Here is a 20,882-nt window from a genome sequence, read left to right as displayed (position 1 = left end):
CGCCCTTGACCAACACCCGCCAAAGGTGCGGAAGAGTCATCAAGGGCGACGGGGACAAAAAGAAGGCAATAAGAAAGCCGCCCTTGCCATGACCGAATTTTACCTTTGGCGGTGTTCGGTTGGTCAAGGGTTCGCTTCGCCGAATCCGGCAGGAGTTCTGTTCAACGGGCTCCGGCGGACAAAAAAGTCAGGCCGCCTCTTGTTGGAGAAACGCTTGTGCCATGGCGATGAGCTTCGTCCACCGGGCCGGCATATGCGGAAGATCCGCCAGTTCCGGGATGACGACCGGGACCCGGCCTTCGAGTGCGCTATGCGGGCGCAGGAAGTTGAAATACGCCACAAACAGCGTCACAAAGGACACCGAGCCTTCTTCCGCACCAAACCCATGGGTCGGGCGGTAGTTGCCTTTAAAGGTCCGGTTGAATCGCTCGATGATCTGTTTGAGAGGGCGAAACTCTTCCGAGACCGGATCTTCGTTGGTTAGGCCGATCACCTGGCGGACGTCAAACGAAATCCCGTGCTGGGCGAAGAAGTGTTGCGCCAGCCGGTAAATCGGGTTGCCATCCACGACAAACGACAAGTCGTCTGGGAGGGACGGCAGCTTCCGCAGGACATCATCGATGGCCTGGATGGCCGAGAGCGTGTCTCGGTTGGGCGAGACGCGATACGACAGCACGATCTTTTTGACGGCATCGAACATAAAGAACAGGTAATGCCAGCGCCCTTTGACGCGAATATACGTCTCGTCCCCGCAAAACGAACCGGACAGCTCATACGGGAACCGGTCGACAAAGGGCTTGATCCAAAGCGCGGCGCTGTTGGCGTAGTTGAGCACCGTCTGATGGGAGATCGAGACGCCATGGATGTCCTTCATGGCGGCGGCGGTCTCCCTCGAGGACATCCCAAAGTTGACGTAGTACGTCAACACGAGCCCCAACACGTGCGGCGACGCAGCCAGCCGGGACAAATCGACCTTCGGCTTGATGGGCGACGAGGAAGCCAACGGGAGAAAGTCAAACAAGAACTCTCGAAACAAATACCGCACCTTGAAGGCTTGAGGATCCTGTTGAAACTGTTGGCGCTCCTTCTTGGTCATCCGGCGAAGGTTGGCCTGGTAAAACGGGCAATCGTTGTTCTTGCACTTATAGATGTGGTATTCTTTGCGTTCCTTGATTTTTTCCAGCGTCTTTTTGCAGTGCGGGCAGCGAAAGACCGCTTGCTTGGTGAACCGGTTCCGGTGGTTGAACCGGCACTGGCACACTTTGCATTGGTATTGCCCGTTTCCGCCGTTATTGGCGTACAGGTAAGAAGAGGGAGCCTGGCAGCGAGGGCAGGTCAACGAATCCGGAACACGGTGTTTCGCCTTCGCGCGGCGCTGGATGGGCCGCAAAGGACGTCCGTGCTGGGCTTCGTAGTCCGCCAACAGCTTCCGGTAATCAAAGGTTTCCGGCACATCGATGATCGGAAGGTCATCGACCTGAAGTTTTCGGTACGGTTTTTGGACGAGTTCGTCCAAGTCCTTACGATTCAGGGATTTTCCCACGATCACACCCATCAAATACACAATGATTTGATATTGGGCCTTGATGATTTGAAGCAAATAGGCTAATAATTGAGGTAACAAGCTTGTCACTCCTTCTTTGTTTGGGCTGTTGAGTGTGTGGTTACCTCAATGATGGCCGAAAACAACGGGGGTGGCAAGCTTTTTTTCTTCCAACGGTTGAAACTCAGGAGAAAACCGTGAGTGTGGAGGATAAACTTTTGACAATACCACGGAGTAAGTGGGGGAGGAATCGCTTTTTTGTGTTTTTGTATCACTAAAAAATATGATATAATATATGATATAATATATTATATAATATATTTAGTGAAAGAGAGGTGAGACAAATGGACATGACGTTAACAGCCAAAATCAAAATTTACCCAACAGCGGAACAAGCAGAAGTATTGAAAGCCACCCTTTCCGCCTATCGACAAGCGTGCAACGCTGTGTCTGTTGTGATTTTTGACACAAAAGTGCTTGCACAAGCCAAGTTACACGACATGACCTATCGTCTACTTCGATCAAACTACGCTTTGCGTTCGCAAATGGCGCAATCTGTAATCAAGACGGTTATCGCTAGATACCGTTCCCTAAAAAGCAATGGTCATGAATGGACATTGGTTCGCTTTAAAAAGCCTGAATATGACCTCGTTTGGAATCGAGATTACTCCATTGTTCAAGGGTTATTTTCTGTCAATACACTAGAAGGACGAATCAAAGTGCCATTCGAACCAAAAGGCATGGAACAATATTTTGATGGCTCATGGACGTTTGGCACAGCCAAACTCGTCTATAAGCATAACAAATTCTTTTTGCACATTCCCATGACTAAAACAATTCCGACCGTAGATGAACACAACATTCGCCAAGTGGTCGGTGTCGATGTAGGGGTTAACTTTCTTGCAGCAGCTTATGATTCGCAAGGGAAAACTACCTTTTTTAACGGACGAAAAATCAAGCATATGCGGGCGAAGTACAAACGAATGCGAAAAACCCTCCAGCAAAAAGGGACGGCTTCTGCGCGTCGGAAGTTGAAAACAATCGGACAACGAGAAAACCGTTGGATGACGGATGTGAACCATGCTGTCACGAAGGCACTCGTTCGTCAATATGGAGAACGTACCCTTTTTGTATTAGAAGATTTAACAGGCATTCGTGAAAAAACAGAACGTGTATGGATCCATGACCGATATGAAACCGTATCGTGGGCTTTCTATCAGTTCCGTCAACTGTTAGAGTATAAGGCACGTTTGCATGGGTCAAAAGTGATGGTGGTTGCTCCGCATTACACCTCTTTGACATGTCCAAAGTGCGGGCATACGGAAAAAGCCAATCGAAACAAGCGTACACACACCTTTTGTTGCCGAACATGCGGATATACCTCAAACGATGACCGCATTGGTGCCATGAACCTTCAACGAAAAGGAATAGAGTACATCGTTGAAGGAACGACACAGGCATGACCTGCGTCGTTGGGCAGTTGTCAACCTGCCCCTGATGCAACCCCAAGTCAAGGAAGGAGGACCAAGTCCGCTCGCACTTCTGGGGAGTTGCAAGCCCCCACTTCAAGCGTTAGCGAAGTGGGGGTAGTTGACTCAATCATCGTCCTTTTAGGGAATTTCGAGGGAGAAGGCATAAAAGCAAAAGGGCGTTCCGTTTGGCCGGAGCGCCCTTTCTCGCTTAGTCGTCGCCGTCGAGCCAGTCGCCGATGCCGCCGAGGATGCTGCCTTCGCCGACCGACCGTCCGCCGGCGCTCGGGGCGGCAGCGAGGACGCGGTCAGCGAGCCGGCTGAACGGAAGCGACTGCACCCACACTGCTCCCGGACCGGTGACGGTGGCCAAAAACAATCCTTCGCCGCCGAAGAAGGCGGTTTTGATGCTGCCGACATATTCAATATCGTAGTTGACGTCTTTCGTCATGGCGACAAGGCAGCCGGTGTCAATGCGAAGCGTTTCCCCGGGCTGCAAGTCGCGGCGATGGATCGTTCCGCCGGCGTGCAAAAAGGCAAGCCCGTCACCTTCCAACTTTTGCATAATAAACCCTTCGCCGCCGAAAAAGCCAGCGCCGAGTTTGCGCTGAAACTCAATGCCGACGGAGACGCCTTTTGCCGCACACAAAAAGGAGTCTTTTTGGCAGATGAGCTTCCCGCCAAGTTCGCTCAAATCGACCGGGATGATTTTTCCCGGATACGGAGCGGCGAAGGCGACGCGGCGCTTGCCGTTTCCTTGGTTGGTAAACACGGTCATGAACAAGCTTTCGCCGGTGAGCAGCCGCTTCCCCGCGCCGACAAGGCGGCCAAGCAGCCCTTTTCCGGACGAGGAGCCGTCGCCAAATACGGTTTCCATGACGATGCCGTCATCCATCATCATCATCCCGCCCGCTTCCGCGACCACGCTTTCGTATGGGTCGAGCTCGATTTCGACAAACTGCATGTCATCGCCGTACAGCCGGTAATCGATCTCATGTGCGTTCATCATTTCGCCTCCATTCAGATCATATGACGTTCTGCTCTGTACTACGGAAAACGGCATTGGCCCGTTTCACAAAAAAGACCATCTTGCCGATGGCCTTTTTCATGGAGTCGTTTCCCCAAAATGCTGCTGGGACGGTCTTTCATCGTACCGGCGGTAGCTGTCTGTCGATGTATACGGGTCTTTTTCATACGCCGGCAAATCGCCGATGTTCGACATGATGCCTTCGTCATCCAATATGTTTTCCAGCAGCTCATGCTCCCGCGTCGGGTACACACGTACGTGTTGGCCATGCAAATCGACGGCCGCGAAATTTTCCAAGTCTTCGATATAGCCGACGTTCTCTTCCGACTCGGCATACACTTCGCTGTAGGAATCGACGTTTTTGCCAAGGTCGGAAGGGGTGTCGGATGTGCCGTAGCGGGCTACTTCCTGCCATGCATCTTCTGCGTCGTAAGCGACCGATTCCGTGCGGTCATCGAAATCGAATTTGCCAAACGGCGGCATGAGCACGCCCTCTTCAAGCGGGCGCTTTTGCGACACCGTTTGATCCGGGCTGTGCTCGCGGCAGTAGAGTGTTGTCGGCAGCGCCTCGAGCCGTTCGTATGGGATCGGCCGGCCGCATACGCGGCACGTTCCGTATGTGCCGTCGGCGATGGCGCCAAGCGCCCGTTCAATCTCGCGAAGTTCGCGCTCGGCATGCTCCTTTAGGGCGAGATCTTTTTCCCGCTCATACAGCTCTGTCGCCTCATCGGCCGGATGGTTGTCGTAGCTCGCCAGCTCACCGACCGCATCGTGGGCGTGGCTGCGGATCATGCCGAAATGGTCGTTTTGCTTCAGCCGGTCTTCCGTCTCCCGTTTCATGTCGAGCAGTCTTGAGCGGAGGGCGGCAAGCTGTTCGTTCGTCAGCATCAGTCGCAATCCCTTCCTTCGCAGTAGCGTCTATATGGTGTAGTATGGGCGAAAATCAAAAAAAAAACACGGTCATGTTGACCGTGTTACAGCCAATGGGCAATGAGCAAGCCAGCGGCGAGCAAAAAGCCGAACTGTGTATTCGTTTGCGCCGTCGCCTTCATGGCCGGCATCATCTCGATCGGCTTGATTTTGCCGATAAATCCGCGCGTCGCGGCGATTGCTTTTGGAATGCTCAATAAAGCGAGCAGCGCCCAAAATGGCACGATCTGAAACGCCGCAAGCGCGGCCGTCCAAAGAAAGGCAACGGCGAACATGGCGGCGAGCAGGCGGATGGCCCAATCGCGGCCAATCAAAATGGCGAGCGTCTTTCGCCCTTTTTCACGATCGCCGTCCAAGTCGCGAATATTGTTCGCCAGCAAAATGGCGCCGACCAAAATCGCGATCGGAATGGCGGTGAGCACGGCGCCGCCGCTGATATGGCCCGTTTGGATGAAAAATGAAATCAAAATGATGACAAAGCCCATAAAAAACCCAGCCGCCAGTTCGCCAAACGGCGTATAGGCGATCGGAACCGGCCCTCCGGTGTAAAAATAACCGGCCGCCATGCAAATCGTTCCGACAACGGCGAGCCACCAACTGCTTTCGGCGCAAATGTAGACGCCGATGAGCATAGCCAACCCAAGACAGCCAAACGCCAACGCCAGCACCGTTTTCGGCTTGAGGCCGTCTCGGACGATGGCGCCGCCGATGCCGACCGACTCCGGTGAATCGAGGCCGCGTTGATAATCGTAGTATTCGTTGAACATGTTCGTCGCCGCCTGAATCAACAAAGAGGCGATCATCATCGCGGCAAACAGCAGCCAATCAATCGATGTTTCGCCAAGCGCCAGCACCGTGCCGACGCATACGGGCACAAATGCCGCCGTCAGCGTATGCGGGCGCGTCAGCCGCCAAAAGACGCGCCAGTCGCGGCGCGCCGGCGGGCGATGGTCCATATGTGTGAATGATTGCATATTCATTCCCCTTAGATTCTGTGAAAATGTCATTCGTTTATGTCCAAAATAAGTGTAGGCAAACGTTGAAAGCATGTCAACCCTTCCCGATAGATAAATGATTTCCTATTATATTATAATGGGAAGTGGGGATGGAGGGGGAATTTTACGACAGAAAGCGTGAGGAACGTGGCGATTGGATTTCGACATCACCTGCAGCAACAATTGCATAGATTGGCGGTGAATGCAGGGCGGCCGTTTGTCAGCTGGACGGAACCGTGGGAGGGCGTTGATCCGGTTTCTTTTTTTATGCAAGGGCCGTCATGCGGCTTCCGCGAACGGTTTTTTTGGGCGGATCGAACCGGAGGCACGATATTGGTCGGCCTCGGCTCCGTTTATGCGATCGAAACGGAGAAGGCCGACAGCCGGTTTGATGACGTGGAAGCGGGCCGGCGCCGATGGGAGAAGGAGATGGAGCCATACGGCGCGGCCGATGCGCCGCCGTTATTGTTTGGCGGATTTTCGTTTGACCCCTATCGGCCGGGCACCGACATGTGGCGCGGCTTTCCGGCCGGGAAGCTCGTGGCGCCGGCCGCGCTTCTTGCCGTAAGAAACGGCAAAACGACGTTGACCGTCACCGTCCCAACGGACAAAAGAGGACGGGACTGGGAGCGGGTCGGGCGCTTGCTTGAGCGGATCAGCGACCCTATGGCCGCTCCAAAGCGGCTTCCGCGCCTTGTGTCAGACGAAGAAGAAGAGAAAGAACGATGGTTGGCGGCTGTTCGCGAAGCGATCGCCTCGATTCGGGCGGGGGCGTTGGACAAGGTGGTGCTCGCCCGCGCTCGGCGCCTGGCGTTTGCCAAAACGTTGGATGCCGCGGCCGTACTCCAGCGGCTTCGCGAGCAGCAGCCGTTTGCTTACATTTTTGCGTTTGAACAGGACGGCCGCTGTTTTATCGGGGCTTCCCCTGAGCAGCTTGTCCAAAAAGAAGGGAAAATGTGCCGGTCGGTTTGCCTCGCCGGATCGGTGCGCCGCGGGGCCGCTATGGAGGAAGACGAGCGGCTTGGCGCTTGGCTGCGGGCAGATCGAAAAAACAACGAAGAACATCAGTTTGTTGTGCAAATGATCGGTCGCTTGTTTTCTTCCGTCTGCGAGACGGTCGAGATGCCGCCCGCGCCGCAGCTGCTCAAGCTGCCGCACATCCAGCATTTATGCACTCCGGTTGTCGGCCGTGGCTGCCGCGAGCGCTCGGTGCTCCGCTTAGTGGAAATGATGCATCCGACACCCGCGCTCGGCGGAACGCCGCGCGATCGGGCGCTGGAGGTGATCCGCGCCCTTGAGCCGCTTGACCGCGGATGGTATGCAGCGCCGATCGGCTGGGTGGATGGCGAAGGCAATGGGGAATGGGCGGTCGCCATTCGCTCCGCCTTGCTCGCCGGGAAGGAAGCCATGCTATTTGCCGGCTGCGGCATTGTCGCCGATTCCGACCCAAACAGCGAATATGAAGAGACAAATGTGAAAATGGCTCCGATGTTATCGGCGTTGGGAGTGATGAACGATGGCTGATGCCTTGTCTGTTTATGTAGCGGCATTGGTGGACGGATTGGCGCAGGCCGGGGTGGCGGAGGCGGTGATCAGCCCCGGTTCGCGCTCGACGCCGCTTGCGATGGCGATGGCGGCCCACCCTGGCCTTCGACTATATATGAATATCGATGAGCGGTCGGCCGCGTTTTTCGCCCTCGGCTTGGCGAAAGCGAAGCAGCGTCCGGTCGCGCTCGTATGCACGTCCGGAACGGCGGCGGCCAACTATGGGCCCGCGGTTGTCGAGGCATACTATTCGCGCGTGCCGCTCGTGGTGCTGACGGCCGACCGGCCGCATGAACTGCGCGATGTCGGGGCGCCGCAGGCGATTGATCAGCTGCACTTATACGGACGCTACGCCAAGTGGTTTGTGGACTTGGCGCTGCCGGAAGAGGCGGATGATATGCTGCGATACGCGCGGACGATGGCGGCAAGAGCCGTCCAAACGGCCGCCGGTGCACCGTGCGGGCCTGTGCATGTGAACGCGCCGTTTCGCGAGCCGCTTGTCCCGCATATCGATGAGGCGGTTTGGGAGCGGGTGCGGTCCGTTTCGAGAGCGCCGCAAGTATGGCGCGGCCGCCCAGCGCTGCCGCAAGAGAGCGTATCGGCGCTGTATGAGCAGCTATCGGCGGCGGAACGCGGGTTGATCGTCTGCGGGCCGCTCGATCGCCCTGGGTTTGCCGAGGCGGTCACCGAGTTGGCGCGGGCGCTTGATTTTCCGATTTTGGCCGATCCGCTTTCCCAGTTGCGCGCCGGTACGCATGACAAAACGTACGTGCTGGACAGCTATGACGCCATATTGCGGGAGGAAACCGCCGCTTCCAAGCTTGTTCCGGATGTGGTGCTTCGGTTCGGCGCCATGCCGGTGTCGAAGCCGCTCTTTTTATGGCTCAAGCGCCATCGCGCGATTCGTCAAATTGTTGTCGACGACGGCGGCTGGCGTGATCCGACGTTGTCCGCGGACAGCTTCGTTCAGAGTGATGAATGGATTCTTTGCCGCCAGCTTCTTGAATGGGCGAAACCGAAAGAAAACAAAAGCGCGTGGTCGGCGATATGGCGCGAGATGAACGCGATCGCCCGCGCGGCGCTTGAGCGCCATCTGCCGAAAGAAGAATGGTTTGAAGGGAACGTGTTCACGGAGCTTGCCGATTTGCTTCCAGCCGGGGCGGCGCTGTTTGTCGGCAACAGCATGCCGATTCGCGATGCGGATACGTTTCTCTTTGCGACGGACAAGCCGCTTCGCGTTTTGGCCAACCGCGGCGCCAACGGCATTGACGGAGTCGTCTCGAGCGCCTTGGGCGCAAGCGTTGCCGCGAACCCGCTTGTGCTGGTGATCGGCGACTTGTCGTTTTACCACGATTTAAATGGCTTGTTGGCGGCGAAGATGCATTCGTTGTCAGCTACCATTGTGTTGTTGAACAACAACGGCGGCGGCATTTTCTCGTTTTTGCCGCAGGCGCGCCATAAAGGGGCGTTTGAAACGCTGTTTGGCACGCCGACGGATTTGTCGTTTGCCCACGCCGTCGAGATGTACGGCGGCCGCCATACGGTGCCGCACAATTGGGCGGAGTTCCGCCGCCATGTATCGGAATCGCTGTCGTCAGGCGGGCTTCATGTCATTGAAGTGCGCACGTCGCGCGCGGAAAATGTCCGAATGCATCGATTGTTGTGGAACGAGGTTGCCCGGGAAATCGCGAAATGTCTCGAATGAAGAGGATTGGCATGACCATGATGGTGAATGGGGTTTGTTACCATGCGGAACAATACGGAGAAGGAGAGCCGCTTCTGTTGCTTCACGGGTTTACGGGCAGCGCGGACACGTGGCGGCCGCTCGCCCCGTTTTGGCCGGACTTCCGTGTGATGGCCGTCGACTTGTTGGGCCATGGGCGGACCGAGGCGCCAAAGGACGCCCGACGGTATCGGATCGAACACGCGGCGGCTGACTTGGCGGCGCTCCTTGACGAATGGGGCGTCGAACAAGTGAACGTGCTCGGCTACTCGATGGGCGGCCGGCTCGCGTTGGCGTTCGCCGTTTGGCATCCGCACCGCGTTCGCCGCTTAGTGCTGGAAAGCAGTTCGCCCGGCTTGAAGACAGAGGAGGAGCGGCGCGCGCGGCGGGAAGCGGATGAGGCGTTGGCGCGAAAGATCGAAACGGAAGGCGTCCGTGCTTTTGTCGATGATTGGGAAAAAATCCCGCTGTTTGCCACTCAGCAGGCGCTTCCGGATTCGGTGCGGGCGGCGATTCGCCGCGAGCGGCTCCGTCATACGGCAACGGGGCTTGCCAACAGTTTGCGCGGGATGGGGACCGGCGTGCAGCCGTCGTTTTGGGAGCGGCTTGGCGAACTTGCCATGCCTGTGCTCCTTGTTTGCGGGGAGCACGATGAGAAGTTTTGCCGCATCGCTGCCCAAATGCACGAGCGGCTGCCCAACAGCGAACTTATCTGTGTAAAAGAAGCCGGACATGCAATTCACGTGGAACAGCCCGGCATTTTTGCTAAAATAGTAAGTGAATTCATGACAAAGGGGGAAGTGTAAATGCCGTTTGAATGGGTGAAGCAGTACGACTATGAGGATATTATTTACGAAACGTACAACGGCATCGCCAAAATTACGATCAACCGTCCGGAAGTACATAACGCGTTTCGGCCGAAAACGGTGAACGAGATGATCGATGCGTTTACGAAAGCGCGCGATGATTCGAATATCGGCGTCATCATTTTGACCGGCGCCGGCGGCAAGGCGTTTTGCTCGGGCGGGGACCAAAAAGTGCGCGGCCATGGCGGCTATGTCGGCGAGGATGAAATTCCGCGCCTCAATGTGCTTGATTTGCAACGGCTCATCCGCGTCATTCCGAAGCCGGTTATTGCGATGGTCGCCGGCTACGCCATTGGCGGCGGGCATGTGCTTCATGTCGTCTGCGATTTGACGATCGCCGCGGACAACGCCATCTTCGGCCAAACCGGGCCGAAAGTGGGAAGCTTTGACGGCGGCTATGGCGCCGGCTATTTGGCCCGCATCGTCGGCCATAAAAAGGCGCGGGAAATTTGGTATTTATGCCGTCAGTACACGGCGCAAGAAGCGCTCGAAATGGGGCTGGTCAACAAAGTCGTGCCGCTTGAGCAGCTTGAAGAAGAAACGGTCAAATGGGCGCAGGAAATTTTGGAGAAAAGCCCGACGGCCATTCGCTTCTTAAAAGCGGCGTTCAACGCCGACTCCGATGGCTTGGCCGGCATCCAACAGCTCGCCGGCGACGCGACGCTTCTCTTCTACACGACCGAAGAGGCGAAGGAAGGCATGCGGGCGTTCAAAGAAAAACGGAAGCCGGACTTCAGCCAATTCCCGCGCTTTCCGTGATGGGAATAAAGCAGCTTGATGAAGAATCAAGCTGCTTTTTGCCGCTTTTTCAAAGCGAGGAATGATGGCCGATGGGCGAGAGCGGCAAGAAAGGAGGAACGCTAGATGACAACGATGCCAAACTGGCTGAAGCAGCGGGCGTTTTTAACCCCGGAGCGAATCGCCGTGAGCGACGGGCGGCGGACCAAAACGTTTGCCGAGCTGTATGAAGCGGCTGCCGTCTGGGCGCGGCGCCTCGCGCGGGCGGGCGTCAAGGAAGGAGATATTGTCGCCTTGCTGATGAAAAATCGCATCGAGATGATCGAGATCATCCATGCGTTGTTTTTTCTCGGCGCCCGCGTCCTGCTGCAAAACGTGCGCCTGACGTCCTATGAGCTTGGCTGGCAGCTGGATGACAGCGGCGCGCGGCTTGTCATCGCCGATGAGGAGCTGGCCGGGAGTCTTGACGGCGACGGGCGCGTTCTGACCGTCGGTGCGTTGGCCGCGTTGCCCGAAGCGGACGTTTCCTTCAAGGAAACATGCGATTTGGAGGAAACCGCCACGATCATGTATACGTCCGGGACGACCGGCACTCCGAAAGGCGTCTTGCAAACGTACGGCAATCATTGGTGGAGCGCCGTCGGTTCGGCGCTCAATTTAGGGTTGCATGAGCGCGACTGCTGGCTGGCCGCCGTGCCGCTGTTTCATATCAGCGGCCTGTCGATCGCCATGCGCAGCGTCATTTACGGCATGCCGATGCGGCTGCAAACGTCATTCGACCCGAAGGAAGCGAACGAATGGATCATGCGCGGCGACGTGACGATCATGTCGGTCGTGGCTGCCATGCTTCAGCGGATGATATCGGAGCTCGGGGAAGCGCGCTACCCCGATACGTTCCGCTGCATGCTGCTAGGGGGCGGGCCGGCGCCGCGCCCGCTGCTTGAGGCGTGCAAAGAAAAAGGCATTCCGGTGTACCAGACGTACGGGATGACGGAAACGGCGTCGCAAATCGCAACGCTCGCGCCGGAATACAGTTTGACGAAGCTCGGTTCGGCCGGCAAGCCGCTTTTTCCGGCGGAGCTTTGCATCCTAAAAGACGAAAAGCCGGCTGCGCCGCATGAAGCGGGAGAAATTGTCGTCAAAGGGCCGAATGTGACAAAAGGATACTTGCATCGCCCGGAAGCGACGGCGCAAGCGATCCGCGGCGGCTGGTTTTTTACCGGCGATATCGGCTATATTGATGAAGAGGGATTTTTGTACGTCCTTGACCGCCGTTCTGACTTGATCATTTCCGGCGGCGAAAACGTCTATCCCGCTGAGGTGGAGGCGGTGCTGCTGTCGCATCCCGATGTGGAAGAAGCCGGGGTGACGGGCGTCGAGGATGAAACGTGGGGGCAAGTGCCGTATGCGTTCGTCCGCCTGAAACGCGGAGCGTCGCCAGACGAAGCGGCCCTTCGCGCGTTTTGCCGCGAGCGGCTGGCGAAATATAAAGTGCCGGCCCGCATTTACTTCGTCGACGAACTGCCGCGCAACGCCGCGCAAAAACTGCTGCGCCGCGAACTGAAAAGGCTCATTCCAAAAACAGAACAAACATTTTGATAGGAGTAGAAACATCTGTTCGGAAGCAGAAAAGGCAGGAACTCGCCTAGGCCGAGTTTCCTGCCTTTTTGCCGCTGCCATTCCTGCGGCGTTCCGACCGGGAGGCATGGCGTTCGCCGAATCGAAGCCCTTGCTTTTAGACCGCTGCGATCCAGCTTCATCCATCCGCTTTGTCCCCTGTTGGAGGACGGCAGTCAAACGTCATCCCTTGCACGGCCGATTTCCATCGCGCAGATGGAAACATAGGGATGGCCATCCAACGATGTTTTTTACTCCATCTGGCGTTGGTTTCGAAATGGACGGCCCTCAAACGTCATCCATCCACCCGAGTTCAGCGGCCCGATGGGCGACGAGCCGTTCAATCTCAGGTGGGAGCTGATCAAACGAACCGAACTCATAATCCCACAAACGGGCGAAGGAGTCGATGCAAGCTGGGTATGTTCCTAAAGCGGCCCGCTTCATTTCCGTTTGCAGCGCTTGAATGAGGCTGGCGCGTTTGTCCATCGTCATCCCCCTCGAACGATGCAAGCGCCGCCCGGTCGGCCGGGCAGCGCCTCGTTGGTCTCGCATTATGCTTCATGGGCCGGAACAAACGTTTTGCAGTCTGTTTCCGTGGAATCAGACGCCATGTTTCCGGCATGGCTGACCACGTAAATGGCTTCAGCGCTGCAGCGATTCCCTTCTGCCCAATAACGACAGTTGCGCACTTCGCAAAGAACATCTTTCGCCATGGTCATCCCCCTTGTCGTGATGAAATCGCCCGCATCTATAGTTTGACGCATTTGCAGGCATTTTATCCATCTCTAACCGAGAAGACTCCCGCTTGGGATCAACGGAGGCAGGGGCAATCGACAGCTTCCGTTGCGCCCGTTGCTTCACGCTGTCCCAAATGGAAAGAAGGGCTTCGTGCAGAAATGGTGTTTGCCTCGTGCCGCTGTTGAAGAGGACATCATGGCCTAAAAATAGATGAAAATCTTTCTTATTTTAATTGACACAGAAAATCATTCTCAATTAAAATAAAAGAGAAAAAAGAAGAGAACAAAGGAGGATTTTATGATGGCATCGCTTCTTGTCGTTGGAGCGGATCATTTAGGCCATATTACCGATAAATTGGAGCGTTCCGGATTCCGGGAAATCATTCATCTCAATGGACGAAAAGTGAATATGGTGAAACGCGACATTCCGGAGCATGTCGACGCCATATTGGTCATGATCGATTACGTGAACCATAATTTGGCGAAGAAAGTGAAAGAGAAGGCGAAAAGCAAAGACAAGCCTATTTATTTTGCGAAACGGTCATGGAGCTCGATCAACGCCGTGTTGGAGCAGCTGGAAAAACATGCATGAACAAACAGGAGGCGAGCCATGGTGCCTATCCATCACGAGACGTTGGATGTCTGGCCGTGTGCGCTGCGCCGGTTTCTTCGCCGCGTCATTCAAGCGTATTGCGACACCGCGCCTTCGCTGCGGTCTCCGCTTTGCTTGCTCCGGCTGATTGATCAGCACCGTTCGCTCCTTCCTTTGTCGATGTTTCCGACGCCGTTGCATTATGCACTAGTGTTGGCCAAGGTGACGGATCATTTGCTGCAGTTTTTTGGTTCGATGGAAGAGGCGGCGTGCAAGCCGCTATTGTTGGCGGACGGCGGATTGGGGGAAGAGGCGGATCGAGCGTTGTACATCGTTTACCGCGACCGGGTTCGTGTGCTGCTGTGGTGCGAGGAAGAGGAAGCCATTCGGCGATGCAAAGAAACGGCGTCGTCCTTATGCAGGGACGCGATCGGATGTTGCCCGAACGAACTGGAATGCTGCTTTTTATGGACGGGCGGACGCCGCGTTGAGTGGCTTTCGGCTTGAATGGAAGGACCACAGGCATGAAAAGCGCCGTTTTATAGGCAAAGCGTTGTCGAATCAATTTTGGCTTGAACAAAGAGGAAGGGACGGCGTATAATAAACGTTAGTGAGAATGAAAATCGTTATTTTAAAAATGGAGGAGCAAGCCATGAAACGCATGCCTTGGAAAGTCATGGCCACGTCGGCGGCGGCCTCGCTGCTTTTGGCGTCCGGCTGTTCCGCCGTCGGGGAGAAAGAGAACGGCCGTTCATCGGAAGCGCCGCGCCTGCACGTGCCGGTGGCGGACGATCATTTTGATACGGCCGGCAATATGTTTGCCTACTCGGAATTTGAACTTTCGGGCGAACCGCTCGCTGAAGGGCTCGGGCTTGATTTGGACACCCTTGACGCGAGAAAACCTGATAAACCGACGAAATTCGACTATACGGCTGGCATCGAGTCATACGAGTATTCCGAAGAGGCGATGTACGAAGTGACGGAAAAGTCAGGGCTGGGGCTTCATCTCATCAACGGCCCGATCGCGAAGCAGCGGGCCGAACAGCGGCATCAGCCAGCCGATCAGGCGCTCGCCGACCGTTTTTATGAGCTTGCGGACAGCGTCGGCTATCCGCGCGAGGAACTTTTCCGCAACATGTTCCCAACCTTCATCGAGTACGCCGGCGGCGATCCGCATTATGCACAAAAGGTTGACACGGGCGTGTATGCGGAAAATGATGACGGTACATATGTTCCCGTCTATCAAGTCGATTTCCAATCGCTTCGCTGGGATCGCGGAAAAATGGACAAAGTGCTCACGCCATCGGCTTACGGCGGCGTCTTTTTGAAGCAAGCGCTTTGGGCCGGCGACTTTTTGGGGAATTTTCATCAAAAAGACAGCGATGAAGAGGTGGAGGCGAAAACGCCAAACGACGATCAAAGCGGGAACATCGCTCTTGGCGTCAGCTCCGCCGACGGGATGCAAGGGATGATTTTGACGGAACAAATATGGAACAAGCTGGCTTTTATCCGTGACCATTTATTTTATGATGCGAAGCAACAGGCGTTGACGAAGGCAGCCGGCAGCCGCTACAACCCAAGCGGGGGATTTGTCTATTTGCCGCACGCGGTGGAAGTGGCTGAAGGGGGAAGCGAGCTGGCGCCGGATGCGGCGAAGTTGGTCGTCAAAGATCCCCGCAGCTTGCTTGAGGACCAATGGCTCATGCTATGGCCGGCGGCGGAGTTTTTCGGCATGACCGACCAGCGGCCGGAAAACAAAAACCAAAACCCCGCGTTTTTGGCCGTGTTTGACGGAAAACCGTTCCCAAGCGCGCCAAAGGAAAACCTTGACGCGACGACGGCGAACGACCGCGTGGCCGACGACCCGTATTCCGTCAACCGCGACGTGCTGCTGCAAGTGTTTCGCAACATCGATGCCATGCATTTCAATGAAAAAGCGGGCGCGTTTGTGACCGAACATGACGGGCGAACGCAAGGAAATCGGGTCGATACGTTCCAAGCCGGCTATACAATGGAAGCGCTCCGCATCTTCGAACGGGCGATTGACGGGATGCCGGTCGGCTATGCGAGCGGAGAGAGCGCCAAAGGGCTCGGCACGCCGGAAGGAAAGCGGGCGCTCGAGCTCATCCGCCGGCAAGCGGATTTTATCATGCACAACTTGATGCGAAAAGACGGACTTGTCGAAAACGGCTATACGATCGGCCAAGGGCCGGATCAAGACGAGCCGACGCTTCTTGCCCAGCTTGGCGCGATCCGCGGGCTGACGGCGGCATTTTTGGCGACGAAAGACGAAGCATACCGCGATGCGGCGCGCCGTGTTTATGAGGCAATGAACAAACATTTTTGGGATCAAAAATGGCACGTGTACCATACGGGAGAAAAAGAGGACAAGTACACCCCGTGGCTCGCCGGCGCGTTGTCGGGGGTGTTCCGCGTGGCCTTGCAAAACTTGAACAACGACCAAGCGGATGAGACGGCGAAATCCCTTGACCGCGAAACGATCATCTCCCGCTACGTCGACTTTTACGACCGAATCGTCGACGGCCCGACGCTTCAGGAAGGGATGCAGGCAAGCGAGTTTTGGGATACGGGAGATGTCTACATCAAAGGGAAAAAATTGGGCAACACCGATCATGACCATGTCCCGCAAGTGCAGGCGGCCGGCGGCCCATACGGCGTGGCGCCGGTGTTGCGGACGGTCAAGGTCAACGTTGGATCCGCCAACAAATAACAGAAAGAAAGCGGCGAATACGATTGAGATTCGCCGCTTTTCTTTGTAAAATTGAGGATGGTTATCATTTTCGTGAAAAAACGGGGGAATATTGAAATGCGAAAATGGTGGTTCGCCGCGGCGATCGCCACGCTGTTGGCCGGCTGTCAGGACGAAAAGGCATGGCATGAGCAGCCGAAAGTGGTCAGACATGCCCCGGCGCACGGCGACAACATCGCCGTAAGCAGCGACGGGCGCTATGTCTACACCGCCAACATCGATGTGGATACAGTGACAATCATCAACGCGAAAACGAAAACGAAGGAAGCGGAAATTCCCGTCGGCCGCGAACCGCGCCAGCTGGCGCTCAGCCCGGATGGACGGACACTGTATGTTTCCTGCATGTACGATGATGAAGTGGACGTCGTGTCGCTTGACAAGCGGAAAGTCGTCGACCGTTGGAAAACGGGGATCGAGCCGTTCGGCATCGTCACCAGTCCGGATGGGGCGGAAGTATATGTCGCCAACTACCGCTCGGGCACGGTCTCGGTGTTTGACGCCGAGAGCGGGAAGCGGACGAAAGACATCCAAGCGGGCGATCGGCCGCGGGCGCTGGCGCTGACAGCGGACGGAAGGAAGCTGTACGTGACGCAATATTTGGCGGCCAAAGTCACCGTGATTGACACAAAGAAACGGCGGGCGGTCAAGGAAATCGCCCTCGCCCCGTCGCCGGACAAAGCCGATCGAAAAAAGAGCCAAGGCGTTCCGAACACGCTTGAGCAAATCGTCATCGCCTCGGACGGCAAAAAAGCGTATATTCCGCACTTATTGACGAACATCGATACGCCGATCCAATTTGAGGAAACGGTCTTTCCGGCCATCTCGGTCATTGATGCAACGAAAGACGTTGAGTTGCCGGACGAGCGGAAAGAGCTGTTTGCCGCGATCAATGTCACGGATGTTCATAACGAGACGATCATCGTCTCCAATCCGTACGATGTGGCGTTTTCCCCGGACGGCGGCAAAGCGTACGCGGTCATGTCTGGAAGCGAGGACCTCGTCGTCTTTGACTTGCGACGCGGCGGCAAGGCGACGCAAATTTTGCGCCGCATCCACGGCAACAATCCGCGCGGGATCGCGATTTCGCCGGATGGGAAGACGCTTTACGTCCACAACGCCATGAGCCATGATTTGGCCGTGATCAAAACCGGAGGAAAAAGCCCATATGCGAAAGCGAAGCAGGAAGATGGCACGATCCGCCTCATTGCGAAAGATTCGCTCTCCCCGCTCGTGCGTGAAGGAAAAACGATCTTTTACAGCGCCAACAGCGACGAGTTTGCCATCAACATCACAGGGAACAATTGGATGAGCTGCGCTTCGTGCCATAGCGACGGCGACATCAACGGCTTGACGCTCATGACGGCGAAAGGGCCGCGCAACGTGCCGAGCAATATTTTGGCGACGAAAACCGGGCTGTTTATGTGGGATGGGTCGCGCGACGATTTTACCGACTACATTCATACCGTGCAAGGCGAGATGGGCGGCATGACGGCGATCGACCCGTCCAAGCCGCTGCCGCCGAACGTCCAGCATATGTTTGACGCCATTCTCGCCTACTTGAACGACCCGCGCTCGTTCCCCGTGCCGAAAAGCCCGTACCGGAACCGCGACGGCAGCTTGACGGCGGAAGCGAAGGAAGGGGAGCGCCTGTTTAACGGGAAAGGGAATTGCTTAAGCTGCCATGGGGGCGAGTATTTCACCGACAGCGTCAAGGCGGTCGGGCCGGACGGGAAATTGACGACTGCCAATACCGCCTACTTGCACGACATCGGCACGGCCAATCCGAAGGACCGCGCCTCCAAAGGCGACGCCCGCGCCCGGTTCACAAACCCGCGGACGCCCAAGCAGTGGGATACGCCGACGCTGCGCGGCGTATGGGCGACAGCCCCGTATTTGCATGACGGCAGCGCGAAAACGATCGAGGAAGCAATCCGGCGCCATCGGACGAAAGAAGTGCAAACATTGACGCCGGGAGAAATTGCGGCCATTGCGGCCTATGTCCGCTCGCTGCAATAGTGAGAGTGATGGGTGAGGAAAAGGGGGCTTTTCTTTCTGCAGGGCAGAAGATAGCACCGTCATAAAGGAAGGTGTCCCACGCGTGTTGGGGACACCTTTTTCCTTGTTATTTTGGCCGTACATAGCGCTTATCGTGCATAAACAAACGCCAGAAATAGACGAAGCCGGGAAACAAAATGAGAAAGCCCACGATGTAGAAGGCAAACAGCGCCCGGAATGTATCCGGATGGGGAAAAGGAAACGAAACCGCCTGCCTCAATCGAAAGAGGCAGGCGGTTGTATTTCAATGAAGGGCTTTTTGCAGCACGCGGAGATTCTCGGCCATAAGGGAAAAGTAATCTTTGTGGGCTTTTCGATCTTCATCGGTCAGCGATTCCAAGTTATGCAGACGGAGCGGCTTGGCGCCGATTTCGTTCTGAATCACTTCCGCCGTTTTGGGATGAACATTTTGTTCGAAAATGACATAGCGGATGTGATGCTGTTTGGCTGTCTGGATGAGCTGAGTCAGCTCTTTTTGCGATGGTTCGTTGCTCGGAGAAAGCCCGGAAACGCTCAGCTGTTTGATTCCGTAGCGGTCTTCCCAATATCCGTAGGCTTGATGGGAAACGAGTATCTCTTTTCTAGGAGCTTTCTCCACTGTTGAACGGAATTGCCCGTCAAGGCGCTCGAGTTTCATCTTTAACGTTTCAAAGTTTTGCATAAACAGGTCTTTTTTTTCAGGTTTCAGTTCAATCAGCAAATCGCGGATGTTCTTGGCGATCGCAATGGAGCGGATGGGGTCAAGCCATACGTGAGGATCTTTGTCTCCGTGTTCATGGCCATGTTCTTTCTCATGTCCCTCTCCGTGTTCGTCTTTGTGCCCTTCGCCATGCGCATGCTCCTGTTCATGGTTCGATTCAAGCAATTCGATGCCGTTTGTAGCAACGAGAAATCGGACGTGCTCATTTTGTAATGTTTCCTGCAGTTTTTCGGCGAACGGTTCCATCCCGTGGCCAATGTAAATGAAGGCGTCCGCATCGGCAATCTGCTGCACGGTTTTGGTTGTCGGTTCGAAAGTATGGGCTTCCACTCCCGGCGGGTAAACGCTTTTGACGTTCACGGCGTCGCCGCCGATTTTTTTCGTAAAGTCTTCAAGCGGATAGACGGTTGTATAAATCGTTAGCTGATCGTTCGATGTTTGGCCCTCTTTTGTTTCTGGCTTCGATTGACAGCCGTATAGCAAGGCGCTCGTCGCCAAAAGGAAAGACAAAATGATGGACGTTGCTCTCATGTTGAACTCCTTTCTGGAATCAAGATGTCCGCATTTATTATATCGTAATCATTACGATTTACAAGATCGATCATACAAAAAAATAAAGCAAATGGCAAGGCCATTAAGTGATTTTGTTTCTTTTCGCGTGTTCTGATGATTCAGGAACGGGATCAAAACCGCCCGGATGGAACGGATGGCATTTCAAAATGCGCTTCGCCGTCAGCCATCCCCCTTTTATGGCGCCAAAGCGCCGGATCGCTTCGATGCCATAGTTCGAGCAGGTCGGATAAAAGCGGCATGTCGGCGGCTTGAGCGGAGAAAGGAAGCGTTGATAAAAGCGGATGCACCAAATCAGCCATTGGCCCATGCCCAGTTCTCCTTTCTGTGATCATCATGATTACAATAGAACAAACCTTTCTTTTGTTCAAGCAAAACGACTGTCGTTCGCTCGGAATGGGGGCGCTCGCCCAGACCTTGCTTTTTGGGCATAGACGCCAAGCGAGAGGCAAAAAAGATGCGGGACGCCCCTCGTTTTGGTTATGATAAAGAAAGAGGATCAAAATAGCTAGGAGTGATTGACATGCCTTCACCGGTGGAAAGCTTTGAATTGGACCATTGCGCGGTCAAAGCGCCGTACGTTCGGCATTGCGGCGTTCACAAAGTCGGCAGTGACGGCGTCGTCAATAAGTTTGACATTCGCTTTTGCCAGCCGAACAAAGAAGCGATGGACCCGGCCGCGATTCATACGCTCGAACATCTGTTGGCGTATACGCTGCGCCGACATGCGGCCAAATATGATCATTTCGATATTATCGACATCTCGCCTATGGGTTGCCAAACCGGGTTTTATCTTGTCGTGAGCGGCTCGCCGACCGTGGACGAGATCATTGATTTGTTGGAAGAAGCCATGAAGGACGCGCTCGCCGCGACGGAAGTGCCAGCCGCGACCGAGCGGCAATGCGGCCAAGCGAAGCTGCATGATCTAGAGGCGGCCAAACAGCTGATGCGCTTTTGGCTTTCGCAAGAGAAAGAAGAGTTGAAAAAGGTGTTTGGTTGATGAAC

The 20,882-nt window shown here is 55.6% G+C and carries 19 protein-coding genes and 1 pseudogene; 11 read left to right on the top strand and 9 right to left on the bottom strand.

The genetic code is table 11. From position 1 onward, the window contains the following. Window positions 1-187: 187 nt before the first annotated feature. Window positions 188-1,624: a DDE-type integrase/transposase/recombinase gene (locus QWV57_RS14655; protein WP_033004692.1), complete on the bottom strand. Its 1,437-nt coding sequence runs from the start codon at window positions 1,622-1,624 to the stop codon at window positions 188-190. A gap of 263 nt (window positions 1,625-1,887) precedes the next feature. Here QWV57_RS14655 and QWV57_RS14650 point away from each other — a divergent pair, with 263 nt between their 5' ends. Further along, window positions 1,888-3,006 (top strand): RNA-guided endonuclease InsQ/TnpB family protein, encoded by a 1,119-nt coding sequence (locus QWV57_RS14650; RefSeq protein ID WP_301100020.1) that lies wholly within the window; start codon window positions 1,888-1,890, stop codon window positions 3,004-3,006. Between the two features lie 217 nt (window positions 3,007-3,223). Here the strand turns inward: QWV57_RS14650 and QWV57_RS14645 are convergent, their stop codons facing one another. The 3 genes from QWV57_RS14645 to QWV57_RS14635 form a co-directional block, all read right to left on the bottom strand. Beyond that, a complete protein-coding gene (locus tag QWV57_RS14645) occupies window positions 3,224-4,018 on the bottom strand; it encodes a TIGR00266 family protein (RefSeq protein ID WP_033006918.1) in 795 nt (264 codons plus the stop codon). Between the two features lie 99 nt (window positions 4,019-4,117). Beyond that, window positions 4,118-4,927 (bottom strand): yteA family sporulation protein, encoded by an 810-nt coding sequence (locus QWV57_RS14640; RefSeq protein ID WP_301100019.1) that lies wholly within the window; start codon window positions 4,925-4,927, stop codon window positions 4,118-4,120. Window positions 4,928-5,013: 86 nt separating this feature from the next. Further along, window positions 5,014-5,943, bottom strand: a complete 930-nt coding sequence (locus QWV57_RS14635; protein ID WP_081133201.1) for a 1,4-dihydroxy-2-naphthoate polyprenyltransferase — start codon at window positions 5,941-5,943, stop codon at window positions 5,014-5,016. 168 nt (window positions 5,944-6,111) lie between these two features. Here QWV57_RS14635 and QWV57_RS14630 point away from each other — a divergent pair, with 168 nt between their 5' ends. The 5 genes from QWV57_RS14630 (at window position 6,112) to QWV57_RS14610 (ending at window position 12,435) form a co-directional block, all read left to right on the top strand. Beyond that, window positions 6,112-7,488, top strand: a complete 1,377-nt coding sequence (locus tag QWV57_RS14630; protein ID WP_033006477.1) for an isochorismate synthase — start codon at window positions 6,112-6,114, stop codon at window positions 7,486-7,488. Further along, window positions 7,481-9,214: a 2-succinyl-5-enolpyruvyl-6-hydroxy-3-cyclohexene-1-carboxylic-acid synthase gene (gene menD / locus QWV57_RS14625; protein ID WP_015375677.1), complete on the top strand. Its 1,734-nt coding sequence runs from the start codon at window positions 7,481-7,483 to the stop codon at window positions 9,212-9,214. The genes QWV57_RS14630 and menD overlap by 8 nt, the downstream gene beginning before the upstream one ends. 11 nt (window positions 9,215-9,225) lie before the next feature. Beyond that, window positions 9,226-10,038 (top strand): 2-succinyl-6-hydroxy-2,4-cyclohexadiene-1-carboxylate synthase, encoded by an 813-nt coding sequence (menH, locus tag QWV57_RS14620; RefSeq protein ID WP_033006475.1) that lies wholly within the window; start codon window positions 9,226-9,228, stop codon window positions 10,036-10,038. Then, window positions 10,039-10,857, top strand: a complete 819-nt coding sequence (gene menB, locus QWV57_RS14615; protein ID WP_011232345.1) for a 1,4-dihydroxy-2-naphthoyl-CoA synthase — start codon at window positions 10,039-10,041, stop codon at window positions 10,855-10,857. Between the two features lie 105 nt (window positions 10,858-10,962). Then, the gene (locus QWV57_RS14610; RefSeq protein WP_129447141.1) at window positions 10,963-12,435 is read left to right on the top strand and encodes an o-succinylbenzoate--CoA ligase; all 1,473 of its coding nucleotides are present in this window, start codon (window positions 10,963-10,965) and stop codon (window positions 12,433-12,435) included. Window positions 12,436-12,741: 306 nt separating this feature from the next. On the opposite strand, the gene QWV57_RS14605 is transcribed toward QWV57_RS14610, so the two are convergent. Both QWV57_RS14605 and QWV57_RS14600 read right to left on the bottom strand, forming a co-directional pair. Beyond that, on the bottom strand, window positions 12,742-12,939 hold the full coding sequence (locus QWV57_RS14605; RefSeq protein WP_015731616.1) for a hypothetical protein: 198 nt from the start codon (window positions 12,937-12,939) through the stop codon (window positions 12,742-12,744). Window positions 12,940-13,004: 65 nt separating this feature from the next. After that, window positions 13,005-13,166, bottom strand: coding sequence for a DUF1540 domain-containing protein (locus QWV57_RS14600; protein ID WP_015375674.1), 162 nt, complete (start codon window positions 13,164-13,166; stop codon window positions 13,005-13,007). Window positions 13,167-13,491: 325 nt separating this feature from the next. Here QWV57_RS14600 and QWV57_RS14595 point away from each other — a divergent pair, with 325 nt between their 5' ends. The 4 genes from QWV57_RS14595 (at window position 13,492) to QWV57_RS14580 (ending at window position 18,568) form a co-directional block, all read left to right on the top strand. Further along, window positions 13,492-13,782 carry a DUF2325 domain-containing protein gene (locus QWV57_RS14595; RefSeq protein WP_013524471.1) on the top strand — a complete coding sequence of 97 codons (291 nt, stop codon included), beginning with the start codon at window positions 13,492-13,494 and terminating at the stop codon, window positions 13,780-13,782. 18 nt (window positions 13,783-13,800) lie between these two features. Then, complete coding sequence (locus QWV57_RS14590) at window positions 13,801-14,289, top strand: hypothetical protein (protein WP_015375672.1); 489 nt, start codon at window positions 13,801-13,803, stop codon at window positions 14,287-14,289. Window positions 14,290-14,434: 145 nt separating this feature from the next. Further along, window positions 14,435-16,513: a hypothetical protein gene (locus QWV57_RS14585; RefSeq protein ID WP_015375671.1), complete on the top strand. Its 2,079-nt coding sequence runs from the start codon at window positions 14,435-14,437 to the stop codon at window positions 16,511-16,513. A gap of 96 nt (window positions 16,514-16,609) precedes the next feature. After that, window positions 16,610-18,568, top strand: coding sequence for a beta-propeller fold lactonase family protein (locus QWV57_RS14580; protein ID WP_015375670.1), 1,959 nt, complete (start codon window positions 16,610-16,612; stop codon window positions 18,566-18,568). Window positions 18,569-18,674: 106 nt separating this feature from the next. Here QWV57_RS14580 and QWV57_RS18020 read toward each other — a convergent pair. The 3 genes and pseudogenes from QWV57_RS18020 to yidD all read right to left on the bottom strand — a co-directional run. Then, window positions 18,675-18,803 (bottom strand): annotated as a pseudogene (locus QWV57_RS18020) (cytochrome d ubiquinol oxidase subunit II); the annotation flags it as partial. A gap of 48 nt (window positions 18,804-18,851) precedes the next feature. Beyond that, window positions 18,852-19,838, bottom strand: a complete 987-nt coding sequence (locus tag QWV57_RS14575) for a metal ABC transporter substrate-binding protein (RefSeq protein WP_015375669.1) — start codon at window positions 19,836-19,838, stop codon at window positions 18,852-18,854. A 103-nt stretch (window positions 19,839-19,941) separates the two neighbouring features. Beyond that, on the bottom strand, window positions 19,942-20,187 hold the full coding sequence (gene yidD, locus QWV57_RS14570; RefSeq protein WP_011232336.1) for a membrane protein insertion efficiency factor YidD: 246 nt from the start codon (window positions 20,185-20,187) through the stop codon (window positions 19,942-19,944). Between the two features lie 213 nt (window positions 20,188-20,400). Here yidD and QWV57_RS14565 point away from each other — a divergent pair, with 213 nt between their 5' ends. Continuing rightward, window positions 20,401-20,877: an S-ribosylhomocysteine lyase gene (locus tag QWV57_RS14565; protein WP_011232335.1), complete on the top strand. Its 477-nt coding sequence runs from the start codon at window positions 20,401-20,403 to the stop codon at window positions 20,875-20,877. Window positions 20,878-20,882 lie beyond the last annotated feature (5 nt).

Source organism: Geobacillus zalihae, assembly GCF_030414215.1.
GTDB classification, from domain to species: Bacteria; Bacillota; Bacilli; order Bacillales; family Anoxybacillaceae; genus Geobacillus; species Geobacillus zalihae.
This window is presented reverse-complemented; position numbering and strand designations above follow the sequence as displayed.

Bases quoted from the DNA above. Each gene is read 5' to 3' on its own strand.
- QWV57_RS14650 (WP_301100020.1), top strand. From the start codon at position 1,888: ATGGACATGACGTTAACAGCCAAAATCAAAATTTACCCAACAGCGGAA.
- QWV57_RS14645 (WP_033006918.1), bottom strand. From the start codon at position 4,018: ATGAACGCACATGAGATCGATTACCGGCTGTACGGCGATGACATGCAG.
- QWV57_RS14640 (WP_301100019.1), bottom strand. From the start codon at position 4,927: ATGCTGACGAACGAACAGCTTGCCGCCCTCCGCTCAAGACTGCTCGAC.
- QWV57_RS14635 (WP_081133201.1), bottom strand. From the start codon at position 5,943: ATGCAATCATTCACACATATGGACCATCGCCCGCCGGCGCGCCGCGAC.
- menD (WP_015375677.1), top strand. From the start codon at position 7,481: ATGGCTGATGCCTTGTCTGTTTATGTAGCGGCATTGGTGGACGGATTG.
- menH (WP_033006475.1), top strand. From the start codon at position 9,226: ATGACCATGATGGTGAATGGGGTTTGTTACCATGCGGAACAATACGGA.
- menB (WP_011232345.1), top strand. From the start codon at position 10,039: ATGCCGTTTGAATGGGTGAAGCAGTACGACTATGAGGATATTATTTAC.
- QWV57_RS14610 (WP_129447141.1), top strand. From the start codon at position 10,963: ATGACAACGATGCCAAACTGGCTGAAGCAGCGGGCGTTTTTAACCCCG.
- QWV57_RS14605 (WP_015731616.1), bottom strand. From the start codon at position 12,939: ATGGACAAACGCGCCAGCCTCATTCAAGCGCTGCAAACGGAAATGAAG.
- QWV57_RS14600 (WP_015375674.1), bottom strand. From the start codon at position 13,166: ATGGCGAAAGATGTTCTTTGCGAAGTGCGCAACTGTCGTTATTGGGCA.
- QWV57_RS14595 (WP_013524471.1), top strand. From the start codon at position 13,492: ATGGCATCGCTTCTTGTCGTTGGAGCGGATCATTTAGGCCATATTACC.
- QWV57_RS14590 (WP_015375672.1), top strand. From the start codon at position 13,801: ATGGTGCCTATCCATCACGAGACGTTGGATGTCTGGCCGTGTGCGCTG.
- QWV57_RS14585 (WP_015375671.1), top strand. From the start codon at position 14,435: ATGAAACGCATGCCTTGGAAAGTCATGGCCACGTCGGCGGCGGCCTCG.
- QWV57_RS14580 (WP_015375670.1), top strand. From the start codon at position 16,610: ATGCGAAAATGGTGGTTCGCCGCGGCGATCGCCACGCTGTTGGCCGGC.
- QWV57_RS14575 (WP_015375669.1), bottom strand. From the start codon at position 19,838: ATGAGAGCAACGTCCATCATTTTGTCTTTCCTTTTGGCGACGAGCGCC.
- yidD (WP_011232336.1), bottom strand. From the start codon at position 20,187: ATGGGCCAATGGCTGATTTGGTGCATCCGCTTTTATCAACGCTTCCTT.
- QWV57_RS14565 (WP_011232335.1), top strand. From the start codon at position 20,401: ATGCCTTCACCGGTGGAAAGCTTTGAATTGGACCATTGCGCGGTCAAA.